Source organism: Janthinobacterium aquaticum (genome assembly GCF_009208565.1).
Lineage (GTDB): Bacteria > Pseudomonadota > Gammaproteobacteria > Burkholderiales > Burkholderiaceae_D > Janthinobacterium.
The window spans coordinates 458,083-472,835 of the sequence record NZ_WFLK01000003.1; the positions used below are offsets into that span (position 1 = coordinate 458,083).

Genomic DNA, 14,753 nt, shown 5'->3' on the forward strand with positions numbered 1-14,753 from the left:
GTCGGTGGCGGGGTTGGCCCGTCAAATTCTGTACTGATGGTGTATGACTATAGCCGTTCGAGCCGATCTTCGTACAATCCTGGTAAGTTGAGGATGACGGCCAGTTCTTCAAGCGCTGCCTGCACTTCCAGCGCCAGTTGCGGATCGGCCAGGTCGGACGGCTCCAGGCGGTCGCGGTAGTGTTTTTCCACCCAAGCCACCAGGCGCTGATACAGCGCTTCGGTCATGATCACGCCCTGGTGCATGGCGTTTGCTTCGGCCTCGCTCAAGGCCACGCGCAAACGCAGGCAGGCAGGCCCGCCACCATTGCGCATGCTCTGGCGCAGGTCGAAATGAATCAGCTCGTCGATCGGCCCGCCGCTGGCGACCAGGCCATCGAGGTAGCGCGAGACGGCCTTGTTCTCGCAGCACTCCTGCGGGATCACCAGCGCCATCTTGCCGTCTGGTTTACTCAGCAGCTGGCTGTTGAACAGATAGCTGGTCACGGCATCGACAATCGGCACCTGGCCGGTATCGACGCGCAGCGCCTGCAGCCCGGTGCCCACGCCGTCGAGCGCGCGACCCAGCTGCAGCAGGCTCAGTTCTTCATCGGCAAATGCCTGCTCGTGGTAAAACAGCACATTGCCGTTGCCCACTGCAATGACGTCGTTATGAAACACGCCCTGGTCGATCACGTCCGGATTCTGCTGCACATACACGGTGCGCTTTGCATCGAGGCCATGCAGGCGCGCTACCGCCTGCGACGCTTCCAGCGTCTGGCGCGCCGGATAGCGCTTCGGGCTTGGTGCGGACGGATCGAACTCTACCCGGCCGTACACGAACAGCTCGACCGACGACGCACCGTGCGCGCTGCCAAGGCGCGTATGGTTGGCCGCGCCTTCGTCGCCAAAGGCCGGCGTCGACGGCAGCGCGTCGTGCACGGCAAAGTGTTCGTTGTTGCCGAAGATGGCGCGCAGGCTGCGCGCCGACTGTGTGTGCTCGAAGGCGCGGTGCAGCTTGTTATTGAGATTGGCAGCGGTGAAGTGCACGCGGCCGTCATGCGTGTCCGCCGACGGGCTGACGGTGGCGGCGTTGGCAGTCCACATTGGCGAGGCAGAGTAGGCGCAGGCCAGGATCACGGGCGACTCCTTGTAGGCGCGCGCCAGCACTTCGGCGTCGCTGCCGCCAAAACCGATTGAGCGCAGCAGGCGGAAATTGGGACGGTCCTGCGGCGGCAGAACTGCTTGCGCAAAGCCGCGTGCAGCCAGCGCACGCATCTTGGCCAGGCCCTGCAGGGCTGCCTGCTTCGGATTCGACGCGCTTTTCACATTGCTGAACGAAGCCACGTTGCCGAACGACAGGCCGGCATAGTTATGCGAGGGGCCGACCAGGCCATCGAAGTTGTATTCGCGCGCGCTGTGCATGGAAATTCCTTTAATACTTTAAAAATTGAGACCGGGCGACAGCTTGGCCGGCATCGCCAGTGTGCTGTTCTCGATCGAGGCGACCGGATAGGCGCAGTAATCGGCCGCGTAGTAGGCGCTTGGGCGATGATTGCCCGACTTGCCCACGCCGCCAAACGGCGCCGTGCTGGCCGCACCGGTAGTCGGGCGGTTCCAGTTGACGATGCCGGCGCGCGCGCGCACCTGGAAGCGCTGCCACAGCGCCGCATCGTCCGACAGCAATGCTGCGGCCAGGCCGAATTCGGTGGCGTTGGCCACTTTCAGCGCGGCGTCGAAGTCAGTCACGCGGATCACCTGCAGCAGCGGACCGAACCACTCTTCGTCCGGGATGCCGGCAGCGTTGGTCACATCGACGATGCCGGCGCTGACAAAGCCGGCCTGCGGGTTCAGCTGGCGCATCTGCAGCAACACCGTGCCGCCCTTGGCCACCATGTCGGCCTGCGCCTGCACCAGGCGCGCCGCCACGGCGCTGGAGACCACCGGCCCCATGAAAGGCTGCGGCTGGGCGTCGGAGGCGCCGATACCCAGCCTGGCCGCTACTTCGACCAGGCGCGCCACGAAGGCGGCGCCGGCGGCATTGTCCTGCACCACCAGCCGGCGCGCGCAGGTGCAGCGCTGGCCAGCCGACACAAAAGCGGAAAAAATAGCATGGTGCACGGCGGCGTCGATGTCTTTCACATCCCACACCACCAGCGCGTTATTGCCACCCATTTCCAGTGCCAGCATTTTGCCGGGCTGGCCGCCGAACTGGCGGTGCAGGCTGGCGCCGGTCTGGCTCGATCCGGTAAACAGCACGCCGTCCAGATGCGCATTGGCACCCAGCGCCACGCCGGTATCGCGCGCGCCATTGACCAGATTGAGCACGCCGTCGGGCAAGCCGGCCTGCTGCCACAGCTGCACCGTACGGATGGCGCTGCGTGGTGCATATTCGCTGGGCTTGAAGACGATGGTGTTACCGGCAATCAGGGCCGGCACGATATGGCCATTGGGCAGGTGGCCGGGGAAGTTATAGGGACCGAACACGCCGAACACGCCGTGCGGACGGTGGCGCAGCACGGCCTCGCCGTCGGCTATCGTGCTTTGCGTAACGCCGGTGCGCGCGTGGTACGACTGCACCGAAATGTCGATCTTGTTGGCCATGGTGGCCACTTCGGTACGCGACTCCCACAGCGGCTTGCCCACCTCTTCCGAGATCAGCAGCGCCAGCGTTTCAGCCTGTTCCTTGAGCAGGTCGCGAAAGCGCACGCAGATGCCGATGCGCTCTTCAATCGGCGTATCGGCCCATGCGTCAAAGGCCTGGCGCGCCGCCTGGCAGGCCTGCTCAACCAGTGCCGGGCCGGCCTCGAGACTGGCCCAGGTCTGCTTGCCGTTCGATGGATCGACGGTCGTCAGTTCGCGGCCGTCGCCGGGCAGCCAGGCGCCGTTGATCAGGTTGGAAACGGTGTCGGACGGTTTAAGATGGGTCGATGGTGCCATGAGTATGCTTCCTCGGGTTGAGTGACAAGGTGCGCACGGTATCGCCAGGTTGGCAGCGCAGCAGATGCAGTTCATCGTCACCGAGCACCAGCTTGCCGTTGTGCGGATTGGCACTGGTGACGATCATGCGGAAATCTTTCAGGTCGGTGTTCGACACCAGGTAAGGTTCGCCGTCGGCGCCGGCCTCACAGGCCTCGGCCACAATGCCGGTTGCCAGCGTGGCCGGCATGCTGTCGCGCATGGCGCGCAGCTCGGACACGCGCGCCTGCAGCACCGGACCGGCATCGAAAATATCGACATAGCCTTCGAAATGCAGCCCTTCCTGCTCCAGCAGGCGGCGCGCCGGCGCGGTGCTCAGGTGGACCTTGCCGATCACTTCCTGCGCCGACTCAGGCAAATAGGCCACGTACATCGGCTGGCGCGGCATCAGCTCGGCGATGAAGGACTTCTTGCCCAGGCTGGTCAGGTCGTCGACATGGTGGAAATCCATCTTGAAGAAATGCCGGCCCAGGCCTTCATAGAACGGCGAGCTGCCGTCCTGGGCCTGGTAGCCGCGCATCTCGGCAATCAGCTTTTCCTTGAACAGCTGCGGGAACTGGGCAATGAACAGGAAGCGGCTTTTCGACAGCAGCTTGCCGTTGTTGCCGGTGCGGTAGTCGGGGTGCAGGAACAGCGAACACAGTTCGGTGCTGCCGGTCAGGTCGTTCGACAGGTACAGCGTTTCCATGCGGGTAAACACATCGATCTCGCGGCTGGAGTGAACCAATGTGCCGATGCGGTAGTTATAGAACGGCTCTTCCATGCCGACCGCGCCCTTGATGGCGCACACGCCGGCCAGGCGGCCCGTATCGGTGTCTTCCATCACGAACATGTAGTCGCGCTTTTCCGGTTCGATGGTGCCGGCAAACGAAGCGCAGGCGATGTCGAGACGGTCGCCCAGCATTTTCATGTCGGGCTTCAAGGTGGTCATGCCGGTGCCGACCTGGCTGGCCAGGCCATACAGCGCATCGAGGTCGTTGGCGTTGATTGCCCGTACTACTAGCATGCTGGTCTCCTTAGATGCGTACGCAGATCACGGACTCGCCGCTGGCCACGGCCAGCGCTTCGAGCAGGTCGGCCGGCAGGCCCACCGACTCTTGCGCCTCGAGTGCGTCGCAGGCAAACGTGACGGCGCGGAAATCGTGCTCGTTGCTTGAAGCGATCGCATAATTGATTTTCTGGCCGGCGCGGCTGGGCGTGACGCCTTCCACCACACGGCGCGTCAGCGCGCCGGTAACCGAGCGCAGCGAATTCTTGTGCGCCTGCAGGATCGGGCCGCCATCGAAGATATCGATATAGTCGTCGGCCTGGAAACCCTCTTCGGTCATCAGGTTGAAGGCCAGTTCGCCGCTCGGATGGATCTGGCCCATGGCCGCCTGCGCATCGCCGGGCAGCAGCGGTACATAGACCGGGTAATGCGGCATCAGCTCGACGATCAGGGTGCGATTGCGCGCCCCGCCAATCACTTTTTCAGCGTCCAGAAAACCCATCTGGAAAAACTTGCGACCCAGCGCGTCCCAGAACGGCGACTGGCCGTCGGCGTCTGTCATGCCGGCCAGCGGCACGAAGAAGCGCTCGCTGAAACGCTGCGGCGCCAGCACGGCAAACAGCAGCCGCGCGCGCGACAGCAGCGCCGCTTCCAGTCCCGCCTGCTCCATGTTACGGATGAAAAAGCCGGACAGCTGCGAGCAGTCGGTCAGTTCCGAACACAGCGTCAGCGCATGCACGCTATGGCTGATATTGAGGTCGCGCGAGACCTGCTGGATCACATCGTTACGGAAGGAAAAATAAGTGCCGTTCGAGCCAGCGGCGGCAAAGATGGCGGCCGTGCCGAGCAGGCTCTGGTCCTCCAGCGACTCGAGCACGAACAGATACGATTCTTCGCTGGGCAGATCGACGCGCGCCGCAAACGAGGCAATCGAGCGCTCGACGGCGGCGCTGATTTTTTCACGCGTCCTGGGCAGGGTATGCACCCCCGGCATGCTGAGCGCGGCCAGCGATTCAAGAGCTGCAATATCCGCAAGGGCTACCGGACGGACAACATACATGGGTACTCCTTCGGTGCAGGGTAAAACAGACCGGCCCGCAGTCATGCGGGCCGGCGGAGTCAAAACGCTGGTCAGGCCTTGCGCAGGCTGTCGACCGCGGCATGCAACAGGCGGCCTGCTTCGGCGATCTGTTCGTCCGAGACGATCAGCGCCGGCGCCAGGCGCACCACATCCATGCCGGCGATCAGCACCATCAGGCCCTGCGCTTCGGCAGCCTTCTGGATATCCTTGGCGCGGCCTTTCCAGGCCTCGCTGACGACCAGGCCCAGCAGCAAGCCGCTGCCGCGCACGGCCGAGAACACCTCAGGGTAATCGCTGATCAGCCCTTGCAGCATGGCGATGGTGTTGACGCTCGCTTCTTTCACGCGCGCCAGGAAGGCTGGCGTATTGATCGTTTCAAGCACGGCCAGCGCCACGCTGGTGGCCAGCGGGTTGCCACCGTAGGTGGTGCCGTGGGTGCCGACGGCCAGCGTTTGCGCCAGTTCTTCGGTGGTCAGCATGGCGCCGATCGGGTAGCCATTGCCCAGTGCCTTGGCGGCGGTCAGGATATCTGGCGTGACGCCATAGCCCATATAGGCGAACAGCGCGCCGGTACGGCCCATGCCGCACTGCACTTCGTCGAAAATGAGCAGGGCGCCGGTCTTGTCGCACAGTGCACGCAATTCTTTCAGGAATTCCGGATTGCCTGGTACTACACCGCCTTCGCCCTGCACTGGCTCGACGATCACCGCGCACACATCGTCACCGATGGCGGCGCGCGCCGCTTCGATATCGTTGTAGGCGATATGGTCGATTGACGGCGGCAGCGGCTCGAAGCCTTCGGTGTATTTCGACTGACCGCCGACCGAAACCGTAAACAGCGTGCGGCCATGGAAGGAGCTGAAGCACGAGATGATGCGCGACTTGTGCGCGCCAAATTTGCTGTGCGCATATTTGCGCGCCAGTTTCAGCGCCGCTTCGTTGGCTTCTGCGCCCGAGTTGCAGAAAAACGCGCGGTCGGCAAAGGTCGCTTCGGTCAGCGCCGACGCCAGGCGCAGCACCGGCTCGTTGGTATAGCCGTTACCGAGGTGCCACAGCGTGTTGATCTGCTTGGTCAGCACTTCAACCAGTGCTGGATGGCAGTGACCGAGGCTGTTGACGGCGATGCCGGACGTGAAATCGAGGTAACGCTTGCCTTCCTGGTCCCACAGTTCCAGGCCGACGCCACGCACGGGCACCATGGCCGCCGGGGCGTAGGTAGGAACGATCACCTGGTCAAAGGTGTCGCGGGTGACTGGACGAGCCGTAACGGTCGCATCAAGCTTGGCATTCATGGCATTCCCATCAAAATGTGAGGTACTCCCGCAGCTACCGCAGCTACGCTTGTACTGCATTATAAAAAGCGGGATGCTAAAACTCTTTTGAATCTGCGACAAGGATTTTCACAATTCCTCACAGCTGCAGGGGCATGGCCTTCAGGCCGGTGGCATCAGTTTGCGCTGGCGCTCTTCGCGCGGGGTATTGCCGAACAGCGCGCCGAAGGCGGTGGAAAAGTGCGAACCGGATGAAAAGCCGCACATCAGGCCGACTTGTACGATGGAATAATGGGTATCGAGCAATAACTGGCGCGATTTTTTCAGGCGCAGTTCGAGGTAGTAGCGCGACGGCAGGCTGCCCAGGTACTGCTTGAACAGGCGCTCGAGCTGGCGCCGCGACAGGCCGACCAGATTGGCAATATCGTCGGTCGACAGCGGTTCCTCGATATTGGCTTCCATCAGCGTGACCGCTTCGGACAATTTCGGCTGCAGCACGCCAAAGCGCGCCTGCAGCGCCACCCGCTGGCGCTCCTCCTTGCCGCGCACGCGGTCCACGCACAAGGCTTCTTTCAGTTGCGCCTGCACATCGGCGCCGAACACCGCTTCGATCAGGGTCAGCGAAAAATCGATGCTGGCCGCACCGCCGCAGCAGGTCAGGTGCGGCCCGTCGATATCGAACAGGTGCGGCGTCAGGATGGCGCGCTCGGCGCGCGCTTCGGCGTCCGCATACAGCGCCCACGGCAGCGCAATGCGCACGCCGTCCATGACGCCGGCATCGGCCAGCCACAGCACGCCGGCGCCCACGCCACCCCAGAACGGCGCCGCACGGCAGCGCTCGATCACGGCGCGACACAGCTCGGGCGGCAACGGCGGCTGGCCTTCGTCGGCCACCAGCAACGCTATTTGCCAGTTGCCGCTTTGCACGGCGGCCTGGGCTGGCGTCACGATATCGAACTGCAGCGCCCCCGGCCCCAGCGCGCGCGCGCACAGGCGCAGCGGTTGCACCAGGCCGGCCCAGGTCATCGATTCGGCGTCACCAGCCTGGATCAGCAGCAGGCGCAGCGGCTTGTCGCGGCCGATACGGGAGAGGTTGGCAAAGGACATCGGCAGGCAAGATCGGGCAATGGCTGAGTGAGGTGCGCCTATCATACTGCACCAGCGAGCAGGCAATGGCGCAAGGATGCAACAGACGCACCGGCGCGCAGAAAAAAGCAGGCCGGAAGGATATAATCGTGCCCCATGGGTGAACGATATTTAAAAAGTATCCGGCTGCTGGCCGAATGCATGCAGGGCTTCGAACGCTTTTCGGCGGACTATGTACGCCAGTACGGGCTGACGCATGCGCAGTTCGATATTATCGCCACGCTGGGCAATACCAGCGGCATGTCCTACAAGGAACTCGGGCAGAAAACCCTGATTACCAAGGGCACGCTGACGGGCGTGGTGGAGCGGCTGGAAGAAAAGGCACTGGTGCAACGCGAACGCTGCACGCGCGACAAGCGTTCGTACTTCGTGCGCCTGACCGACGCCGGGGAACAGGTCTTTGAAGAGGTCTTTCCCAAGCTGACCCGCCAGGCCCAGCAGCATTTTTCGGCCTATGGCGAAGCCGACTTCGTGCGCCTGGAAACGGAACTGCGCAAGCTGAAACAAGTCATCGACAGCAGCAACAGCTAATATCTCTGCAACACTAAAAACAAGACAAAGGAAATCAAATTGAAAACTTCCCTGCTCGACGGCAAAAAACCGGCACACTTTGACAAGCACATTATCGGCAACCTGCTGCTCAACGCCAGCACGCCCGAACTGGTGCGCCAGGAAAACCTGATTATCGGCATCCGCAATGAAGACGGCGAAATCTACCGCCTGATCGGCGCAGCCAAGCACCACAGTTTCATGAACGCCGTCGAAGAACTGTTCGACCTGGGCCTGACGGACGAGCTCGACGAAAGCGATGAGCTGGTCGAAGGATGCGACGCGATTTTCAGCGAAGTGCTCGAATAAGCGTTGGCATTTTTCGTAGGTCGGATTAGGCCGTAGGCCGTAATCCGACATCGGCAGCGCTGCCAACGGGCGGCGGGCATTTGTCGGCTTACGCTGCGCTAAGCCGACCTACGCCGACCTACGCCGACCTACGCCTGCACCGGCTGTTAATGAAAAGATCATCGTTAAAAAGTTCCACACGGAAATATTGCGAGTATAATTTTTTCAATGAACAGACTCGACGCCCTTAACAGCATCGCCGCCTCCGCCAGTCGTGGCGAACTGACCTTTCCTGCCAATGTCGACGCCTCGCTCAAGCTGCAGCAGGCATTGGCCGATCCCGATTGCCATATCGAAGCGGCCGTCAGGCTGGTGCAGGCCGACCCGCTGCTGGCCGCGCGCACCGTGGCCATTGCCAATTCGGCGGCCTATAACCGCAGCGGCAACGACATTACCAATGTGCGTACTGCCGTGCAGCGGCTCGGCGTGCGTACCTTGCAGTCGGTGGTGGCGTCACTGATCGTGCGCCAGCTTGGCAGCACGATTACCGATCCGCAGCTCAAGGCCAAGGCCGATCAGTTATGGGAGCATACGGCCCACGTGGCCGCGCTGTCGCAGGTGATTGCAAGGCGCGTGACCCGGGTCGACCCCGATACGGCGCTGTTTGCCGGCATCATGCACGAAGTCGGCGGCTTTTACCTGCTGTCGCGCGCCGGTGAATATCCCGGCATTCTCGATGGCGACGCGCAGGAATGGGTCGAGCATGGCGAACAGGCTGTGGGCCGCGGCGTGCTGACCAAGCTCAAGGTGCCCGAAGCCGTGATGCAGGCGATCGAAGCGCTATGGGAAGGCCTGCGCGCGATTCCGCCCGAATCGCCAGCCGACACCCTGCTGCTGGCCAATGACCTGGCGCCGGTGGCCTCGCCGCTCAATGAAAATCCGGCTGCGATTGCCGTACGCGCCAAACGCGCCGCCAGCAGTATCGACTGCCTGATCGGCGAGCACGATACGCTGTCAAGCATCATGGCCGAGTCGGCCGAGGAAGTGCAGTCGCTGCTGCGGGTGCTGGTGCACTGATTTCCGGTGGCGTCGTTGGCGTCTGCACGATCAGCAGGTGCTTGTTCATGGCCTTGTCGTGTTGCCGCTGCTGCACCACCATGGTGGCAACAGCCTTGGTGCTGAGCAATGGCTTCGGGTGGCGCGGCATAAACATGGCATTCCTTCGGGAAAGATGAATATGCCGACATGCTGTGCCATTATTAAATTTTCAAGTCCCTGCGCCACTTCCGCCCAAAAAAAACCCGCTCGAAAGCGGGTAAAGTCCAAAGCTAGGGATGTCCTGAAAGAGACAGCCCCATGGTAGGCCTGCAGGCCACACATTTCCGTGCGTTGCCACACATAGGCCGGACTTTATTGGGCAATCAGTTCCACCTGCGTCTGCTGCCAGGCCGGCAGCTGCTGCACGCGCTGGTACCAGGCTTGGAGGTTGGCATACTGCGCCAGCGGCAGCTGCACCGCCTCGCTGTACATCAGCGGCGCCGCCACCGCGAACTCGGCCAGGCTGACGCTGTCGCCGCACAGCCACTGACGCCCTGCAAGGTGGGCGTCGAGCACCACTGCGCACTCGGCAAGGTCGCGCTCGCCGCGTGCCACTTCCAGCGGATCGGGGCCGCCATTGCCGGTGATACCCTTCCAGGCGCGCTCCCAGGTCAGCACGCTGATGGCCGGTGCAAAGTGCTGGGCGCCCCAGAACAGCCAGCGATTGACATCGGCGCGCGCCTTGCCCGCTGGCGGATACAGCGTCTGGCCCGGCGTCTGTTCGGCAAGGTACTGCATGATGGCGCACGATTCCCACAGCAGAAAGTCACCGTCGGCCAGCACCGGCACTTTGCCGTTCGGGTTCAGTTCGGCCAGGCGGCGGCGGTCGTCCGGATGCATCAGGTCGACCTCGGCCAGCTCCAGCGGCAGGCCAAGATGGATCGCCGTCATGACGGCGCGGCGGGCGTTGGACGACATGGGGTGGTGGTACAGGCGCATGGTGTTTGACTCCGGTTAGTGGCGAAACCGTTATCGTATGCGCGGGCGCTGACAGTTTTTGTCAGTAGCGTGCCGGCCTTCAGGCTTCCGGATCAATATCGTGGGCCTTGCGCCAGGCCGCCAGCAGCACCTGGCGGCGCGTGGCATAACGCTCGCCGGTGGACAGCACGCTGGCAATGCGGTCGATGCGGAAATGACGGTAGTCGCCGCGCAGTTCGCACCAGGCGGCCAGCAGGCGCTTGCCTTCAAAATAGGCCAGTGCAAACGGCCAGACGGTGCGTTCGCTGGCGCTGCCCTGCTGGTCCTCGTAGCCCAGCATCAGCCTGTGTTCATGGCGTATTGCCTCGCGCACCGGCTGCACGAAACGGTCGGCCTGGGCAGCGGTGGTTGAGGCCTCGGCGTCAGGCTGATCGGCACGCCGGCCCAGCGGCACCCACAGGCTGGTCTCGGCCATGCTGTCGCGCAGGTCGCGTGGTGAAGCGGTGGCGATCTTGGCCAGCGCCCGGCTGGCTGCCTCGGCCAGCGCGGCGTCGCCCTGGCGGCGCACCCAGCGCGCCCCCAGTACCAGCGCTTCGAGCTCGTCGGCATCGAACATCATCGGCGGCAAAAAGGCGCCGCAGCGCAGCAGGTAGCCGACGCCGGCCTCGCCCTGCAACGGCGCGCCCAGCTCGGCCAGGGTCTGGATATCGCGGTAAATCGTGCGTTCCGAGACCTGAAGCTGTTGCGCCAGCTGGGCAGCCGTTACCGGCACCCTTTTCGCGCGCATGGCGTCCAACAGTAAAAACAGGCGGCCGCTGCGGCTCATGCTTGCTTCCTTATAAAAAATGCCGCCCGGCTTGCGCGGGGCGGCATGACTGTCAACCTCGGCGCTTAAACAACGGCGCCGTCGGTTTCGTCTTTTTCCTTGACCGGCTTGATCAGGTCTTCACGTTTCACACCCAGCCACATGGCAATCGCAGCGGCCACGAATACCGACGAGTAGATGCCGAAGCAGATACCGATGGTCAGCGCGATGGCAAAGTGGTGCAGCGTCTGGCCGCCGAAGAACAGCATCGACAGCACCATCATCTGGGTACAACCGTGGGTGATGATGGTACGCGAGATGGTGCTGGTGATCGCATTGTCGATCACTTCATGCACCGACGCCTTGCGCTGCTTGCGGAAGTTTTCGCGGATACGGTCAAAAATCACCACCGACTCATTGACCGAGTAGCCGAGCACGGCCAGGATACCGGCCAGCACCGTCAGCGAGAATTCCCACTGGAAGTAGGCAAAGAAGCCCAGAATGATCACCACGTCATGCAGGTTGGCGAAAATGGCCGACACGGCGTATTTCCACTCAAAGCGCACAGCCAGGTAGATCATCACGCCGATCACCACCATCACCAGTGCGTTCAAACCGTTCTGCGCCAGTTCCTCGCCCACCTGCGGGCCGACGAATTCGACTTTCTGCAGCACCACCGCTTCGCTGCCGGCCGCATCCATGCAGGCGCTCTTGAGCACGTGTTCGCCTTTTTCGGTGACCGTATCGATCGGCTTGGCAGTGCCCTGCTCGGCCTTGCACAGCATGTCGAACACACGCAGCGAGGTATCGGCAGCGGACACGCCTTTTTCCACCGGCAGGCGGATCATGACGTCGCGCGCGGTATCGAAGCTGGTCACGCCCGGCTCGTCATAGCCCATCTTGATCAGCGTATTGCGGATGCCTTCCAGGTTGGCTGCCTTGGGGTACTTGACCTCCATTACCGTGCCGCCCTTGAATTCAACCGACAGGTGCAGGCCCTTGTGGAACAGGAAGAACACGGCTGCCACAAATGTCAGCGCCGAGATCACGTTGAAAATCAACGCATGGCGCATAAAGGGAATATCTTTTTTGATCCGGAAAAATTCCATGAAATCCTCTGAGTTCTATTCTGTGCGTCCGGTGCAAGCACCGGACGCGATCGCTGTTGGACGCTATCGGGTGGCCGCTTAGTTTTTCAGGCCAGGTGTCCAGACCGTGCCGATCGACAGCGTGGTCAGCTTTTTCTTGCGGCCGTACCAGAGGTTGACCACGCCGCGCGATACAAACACGGCAGAGAACATCGAGGTCAGAATACCCAGGCAGTGCACCACGGCAAAGCCGCGCACCGGACCGCTGCCGAACACCATCAGTGCGATACCGACGATCAGCGTGGTCACGTTCGAGTCAAGAATAGTGGCCCAGGCGCGGTCGAAACCGGCAGCAATCGCCGCCTGTGGCGTACTGCCCGAACGCAGCTCTTCGCGGATGCGTTCGTTAATCAGCACGTTCGAGTCAATCGCCATACCCAGCGCCAGCGCAATCGCCGCAATACCTGGCAGCGTCAGCGTAATCTGGATCATCGACAGCAGAGCAATCAGCAGCAGCAGGTTGCAGGCCAGAGCCAGTACGCTGAAGGCGCCGAACATCATGTAGTAGATGATCATGAAGATTGCGATGGCCAGGAAGCCGTACATCGTCGAATGGAAGCCCTTGGCGATATTCTCGGCACCCAGTTGCGGGCCGATGGTGCGCTCTTCGATCACCGTCATCGGCGCCGACAGCGCGCCCGAGCGCAGCAGCAGCGACAGTTCGTTGGCGTTTTCAGCGCCGCCCATGCCGGTGATCTGGAAGCGCGAACCGAGTTCCTGCTGGATGGTGGCAACCGACAATACTTCCGGTTTGCCTTTTTCAAACAGCACGATGGCCATGCGCTTGCCCACGCGTTCGCGGGTCGCTTCACGCATCTTGCGGCCGCCGTCGCCGTTCAGGTCGATCGATACGGCTGCCTGCTGATTCTGGTCGAAGCTGGCGGTGGCGCTGGAGATATAGTCGCCGGTCAGGATCACGTCTTTCGACAGCACCACCGGCACGCCTTTGCCCACTGTGAACAGCTCGGAATTGAATGGAATGGCGCTCGACATTTCAGTGCCCGGCACAATGGTTTCGTCGACCAGGCGCACTTCCAGGGTCGCGGTACGGCCGATAATGGCCTTGGCGCGCGCCACGTCCTGCACACCTGGCAGTTGTACCACGATGCGGTCTGGTCCTTGCTGCTGGATCAGCGGTTCGGCCACGCCCAGCTCGTTGACGCGCTTGGACAGGGTCGAAATATTCTGTTTGACACCTTCATCGATGGTGGCTTTCAGTGCGGCCGGCTTGAGCGACACCATCAGTTTCAGGTCGCTGCCGGCACCGGTATCGGCAAAGGCCAGGTCCTGCATCTGGTCTCCCAGCAGTTGCTTGGCTTTCAGGCGCGTTGCGTCATCGCGGAAGTTGATCTGGATGCTGTCGCCCACGCGCTCGATGCCGGCGTGGCGCACGTTCTTGTCACGCAGGATGCTGCGTGCAGCAGACTGGATGCCCTGTACCTTCTTGGTCAGCACGGCCTTGCCGTCGACCTGCATCAGGAAGTGCACGCCGCCGCGCAAGTCCAGGCCCAGAAACATCGGCAAGGCATGGATTTTTTGCAGCCATTGCGGGGTATTGGCCTGCAGGTTGACCGTCACCACGTAGGTCGGGTCGGACGGATCGGTATTGAGGTCTTTTTCCAGTACCAGCTTGGCCTTGAACTGGGTATCGGGATCGGCAAAGCGCACGCGCACGGAGGCGAGGTTGCCGGCGCCGTCAAAGGTAATGGCCTCCGACTTGACGTTTTCTTTCGTCAGTATCTGCTCGACTTGCGTCATCAGCTCGCTGGTCACCTTGACGGTCGACCTGCCGCTGGTTACCTGCAGCGCCGGTGATTCACCGAAATAATTGGGTATCGTATACAGTATGCCCAGCAATAAGGCGACGGCGATAAGGATGTATTTCCAGACAGGATAGCGATTCATAGTGATTCAGCGTTCAGTGTTGAGCGTCGGAGGCGTCGCAGGCGCACACCAGGCTGCGGATAGCACCCTGATGCAGGATCATGCAAAGATTACAGCGCCTTCAGCGTGCCTTTAGGCAGCAAGGTGGTGATGGAGCTCTTTTGCACGGTGATTTCGGTACCGGTAGCTACTTCGATGGTGACGTAAGCGTCCACTACCTTGGCAACACGGCCCAGCATGCCGCCGGCGGTAACGACTTCATCGCCCTTGGCCAGCGCGTCCATCATCGCCCGCTGTTCCTTGGCGCGTTTTTGCTGTGGGCGGATCATCAGGAAATACATGACCACAAACATCAGTACCAGTGGCAAAAAGCTGGTCAGGTTGCCTGCCAGGCCTGCTGGTTCGGCGGCGGCGCCGGCTTGCGCGTAAGCATTGGAAATGAAAAACACGGTGACTCCAGTTCTAATCAGTTTGAAAAATTGCGCTGTATTCTAGCATTGGCATTTAACCCCAAGCCTTTTTACAGGCATGGCAGCACCAATTGGGGCTAAAAAAGCATTATGCAATGCTTTCTGGCCCCAACCAAGCGGCAAAACACAAAACATACAGAGCAAGGGCTT

General features: G+C 61.9%; 14 protein-coding genes. 3 read left to right on the plus strand and 11 right to left on the minus strand.

The genetic code is table 11. The features are described 5' to 3' along the window. Positions 1–47: 47 nt before the first annotated feature. From astB to GCM43_RS07605, 6 genes are all read right to left on the minus strand, one after another. On the minus strand, positions 48–1,403 hold the full coding sequence (astB, locus tag GCM43_RS07580) for an N-succinylarginine dihydrolase (RefSeq protein WP_152242896.1): 1,356 nt from the start codon (positions 1,401–1,403) through the stop codon (positions 48–50). Positions 1,404–1,421: 18 nt separating this feature from the next. Further along, the gene (gene astD / locus GCM43_RS07585) at positions 1,422–2,918 is read right to left on the minus strand and encodes a succinylglutamate-semialdehyde dehydrogenase (RefSeq protein WP_152242897.1); all 1,497 of its coding nucleotides are present in this window, start codon (positions 2,916–2,918) and stop codon (positions 1,422–1,424) included. Beyond that, on the minus strand, positions 2,896–3,963 hold the full coding sequence (astA, locus tag GCM43_RS07590; protein ID WP_152242898.1) for an arginine N-succinyltransferase: 1,068 nt from the start codon (positions 3,961–3,963) through the stop codon (positions 2,896–2,898). The genes astD and astA overlap by 23 nt, the downstream gene beginning before the upstream one ends. Positions 3,964–3,973: 10 nt before the next feature. Continuing rightward, a complete protein-coding gene (locus tag GCM43_RS07595; protein WP_152242899.1) occupies positions 3,974–5,005 on the minus strand; it encodes an arginine N-succinyltransferase in 1,032 nt (343 codons plus the stop codon). A 71-nt stretch (positions 5,006–5,076) separates the two neighbouring features. Continuing rightward, on the minus strand, positions 5,077–6,318 hold the full coding sequence (gene astC / locus GCM43_RS07600) for an acetylornithine/succinylornithine family transaminase (protein WP_152242900.1): 1,242 nt from the start codon (positions 6,316–6,318) through the stop codon (positions 5,077–5,079). A 141-nt stretch (positions 6,319–6,459) separates the two neighbouring features. Beyond that, complete coding sequence (locus GCM43_RS07605; RefSeq protein ID WP_152242901.1) at positions 6,460–7,404, minus strand: GlxA family transcriptional regulator; 945 nt, start codon at positions 7,402–7,404, stop codon at positions 6,460–6,462. A 180-nt stretch (positions 7,405–7,584) separates the two neighbouring features. Here GCM43_RS07605 and GCM43_RS07610 point away from each other — a divergent pair, with 180 nt between their 5' ends. The 3 genes from GCM43_RS07610 (at position 7,585) to GCM43_RS07620 (ending at position 9,357) form a co-directional block, all read left to right on the plus strand. Beyond that, complete coding sequence (locus GCM43_RS07610; protein WP_226929374.1) at positions 7,585–7,974, plus strand: MarR family winged helix-turn-helix transcriptional regulator; 390 nt, start codon at positions 7,585–7,587, stop codon at positions 7,972–7,974. A gap of 39 nt (positions 7,975–8,013) precedes the next feature. Further along, a complete protein-coding gene (locus GCM43_RS07615; RefSeq protein WP_152242903.1) occupies positions 8,014–8,301 on the plus strand; it encodes a hypothetical protein in 288 nt (95 codons plus the stop codon). Between the two features lie 207 nt (positions 8,302–8,508). Further along, entirely contained in the window at positions 8,509–9,357 is an 849-nt protein-coding gene (locus tag GCM43_RS07620) for an HDOD domain-containing protein (protein ID WP_152242904.1), read from the plus strand. 333 nt (positions 9,358–9,690) lie between these two features. Here GCM43_RS07620 and GCM43_RS07625 read toward each other — a convergent pair whose 3' ends face one another. The 5 genes from GCM43_RS07625 to yajC all read right to left on the minus strand — a co-directional run bounded on the left by GCM43_RS07625 (position 9,691) and on the right by yajC (position 14,582). Next, positions 9,691–10,317, minus strand: coding sequence for a glutathione S-transferase family protein (locus GCM43_RS07625; RefSeq protein ID WP_152242905.1), 627 nt, complete (start codon positions 10,315–10,317; stop codon positions 9,691–9,693). Between the two features lie 79 nt (positions 10,318–10,396). Further along, entirely contained in the window at positions 10,397–11,122 is a 726-nt protein-coding gene (locus tag GCM43_RS07630; protein WP_152242906.1) for a helix-turn-helix transcriptional regulator, read from the minus strand. Between the two features lie 65 nt (positions 11,123–11,187). Continuing rightward, a complete protein-coding gene (gene secF, locus GCM43_RS07635; RefSeq protein ID WP_152242907.1) occupies positions 11,188–12,210 on the minus strand; it encodes a protein translocase subunit SecF in 1,023 nt (340 codons plus the stop codon). Between the two features lie 78 nt (positions 12,211–12,288). Continuing rightward, positions 12,289–14,154 carry a protein translocase subunit SecD gene (secD, locus tag GCM43_RS07640; RefSeq protein ID WP_152242908.1) on the minus strand — a complete coding sequence of 622 codons (1,866 nt, stop codon included), beginning with the start codon at positions 14,152–14,154 and terminating at the stop codon, positions 12,289–12,291. 89 nt (positions 14,155–14,243) lie between these two features. Next, entirely contained in the window at positions 14,244–14,582 is a 339-nt protein-coding gene (gene yajC, locus GCM43_RS07645; RefSeq protein WP_152242909.1) for a preprotein translocase subunit YajC, read from the minus strand. Between the last annotated feature and the right edge of the window lie 171 nt (positions 14,583–14,753).

Excerpts from the sequence above, each read along its gene's own strand:
- secD (WP_152242908.1), bottom strand. The coding sequence starts at position 14,154 with ATGAATCGCTATCCTGTCTGGAAATACATCCTTATCGCCGTCGCCTTA.
- astD (WP_152242897.1), bottom strand. The coding sequence starts at position 2,918 with ATGGCACCATCGACCCATCTTAAACCGTCCGACACCGTTTCCAACCTG.
- GCM43_RS07620 (WP_152242904.1), top strand. The coding sequence starts at position 8,509 with ATGAACAGACTCGACGCCCTTAACAGCATCGCCGCCTCCGCCAGTCGT.
- astC (WP_152242900.1), bottom strand. The coding sequence starts at position 6,318 with ATGAATGCCAAGCTTGATGCGACCGTTACGGCTCGTCCAGTCACCCGC.
- secF (WP_152242907.1), bottom strand. The coding sequence starts at position 12,210 with ATGGAATTTTTCCGGATCAAAAAAGATATTCCCTTTATGCGCCATGCG.
- astB (WP_152242896.1), bottom strand. The coding sequence starts at position 1,403 with ATGCACAGCGCGCGCGAATACAACTTCGATGGCCTGGTCGGCCCCTCG.
- GCM43_RS07610 (WP_226929374.1), top strand. The coding sequence starts at position 7,585 with ATGCAGGGCTTCGAACGCTTTTCGGCGGACTATGTACGCCAGTACGGG.
- astA (WP_152242898.1), bottom strand. The coding sequence starts at position 3,963 with ATGCTAGTAGTACGGGCAATCAACGCCAACGACCTCGATGCGCTGTAT.
- GCM43_RS07595 (WP_152242899.1), bottom strand. The coding sequence starts at position 5,005 with ATGTATGTTGTCCGTCCGGTAGCCCTTGCGGATATTGCAGCTCTTGAA.
- GCM43_RS07605 (WP_152242901.1), bottom strand. The coding sequence starts at position 7,404 with ATGTCCTTTGCCAACCTCTCCCGTATCGGCCGCGACAAGCCGCTGCGC.
- GCM43_RS07630 (WP_152242906.1), bottom strand. The coding sequence starts at position 11,122 with ATGAGCCGCAGCGGCCGCCTGTTTTTACTGTTGGACGCCATGCGCGCG.
- GCM43_RS07625 (WP_152242905.1), bottom strand. The coding sequence starts at position 10,317 with ATGCGCCTGTACCACCACCCCATGTCGTCCAACGCCCGCCGCGCCGTC.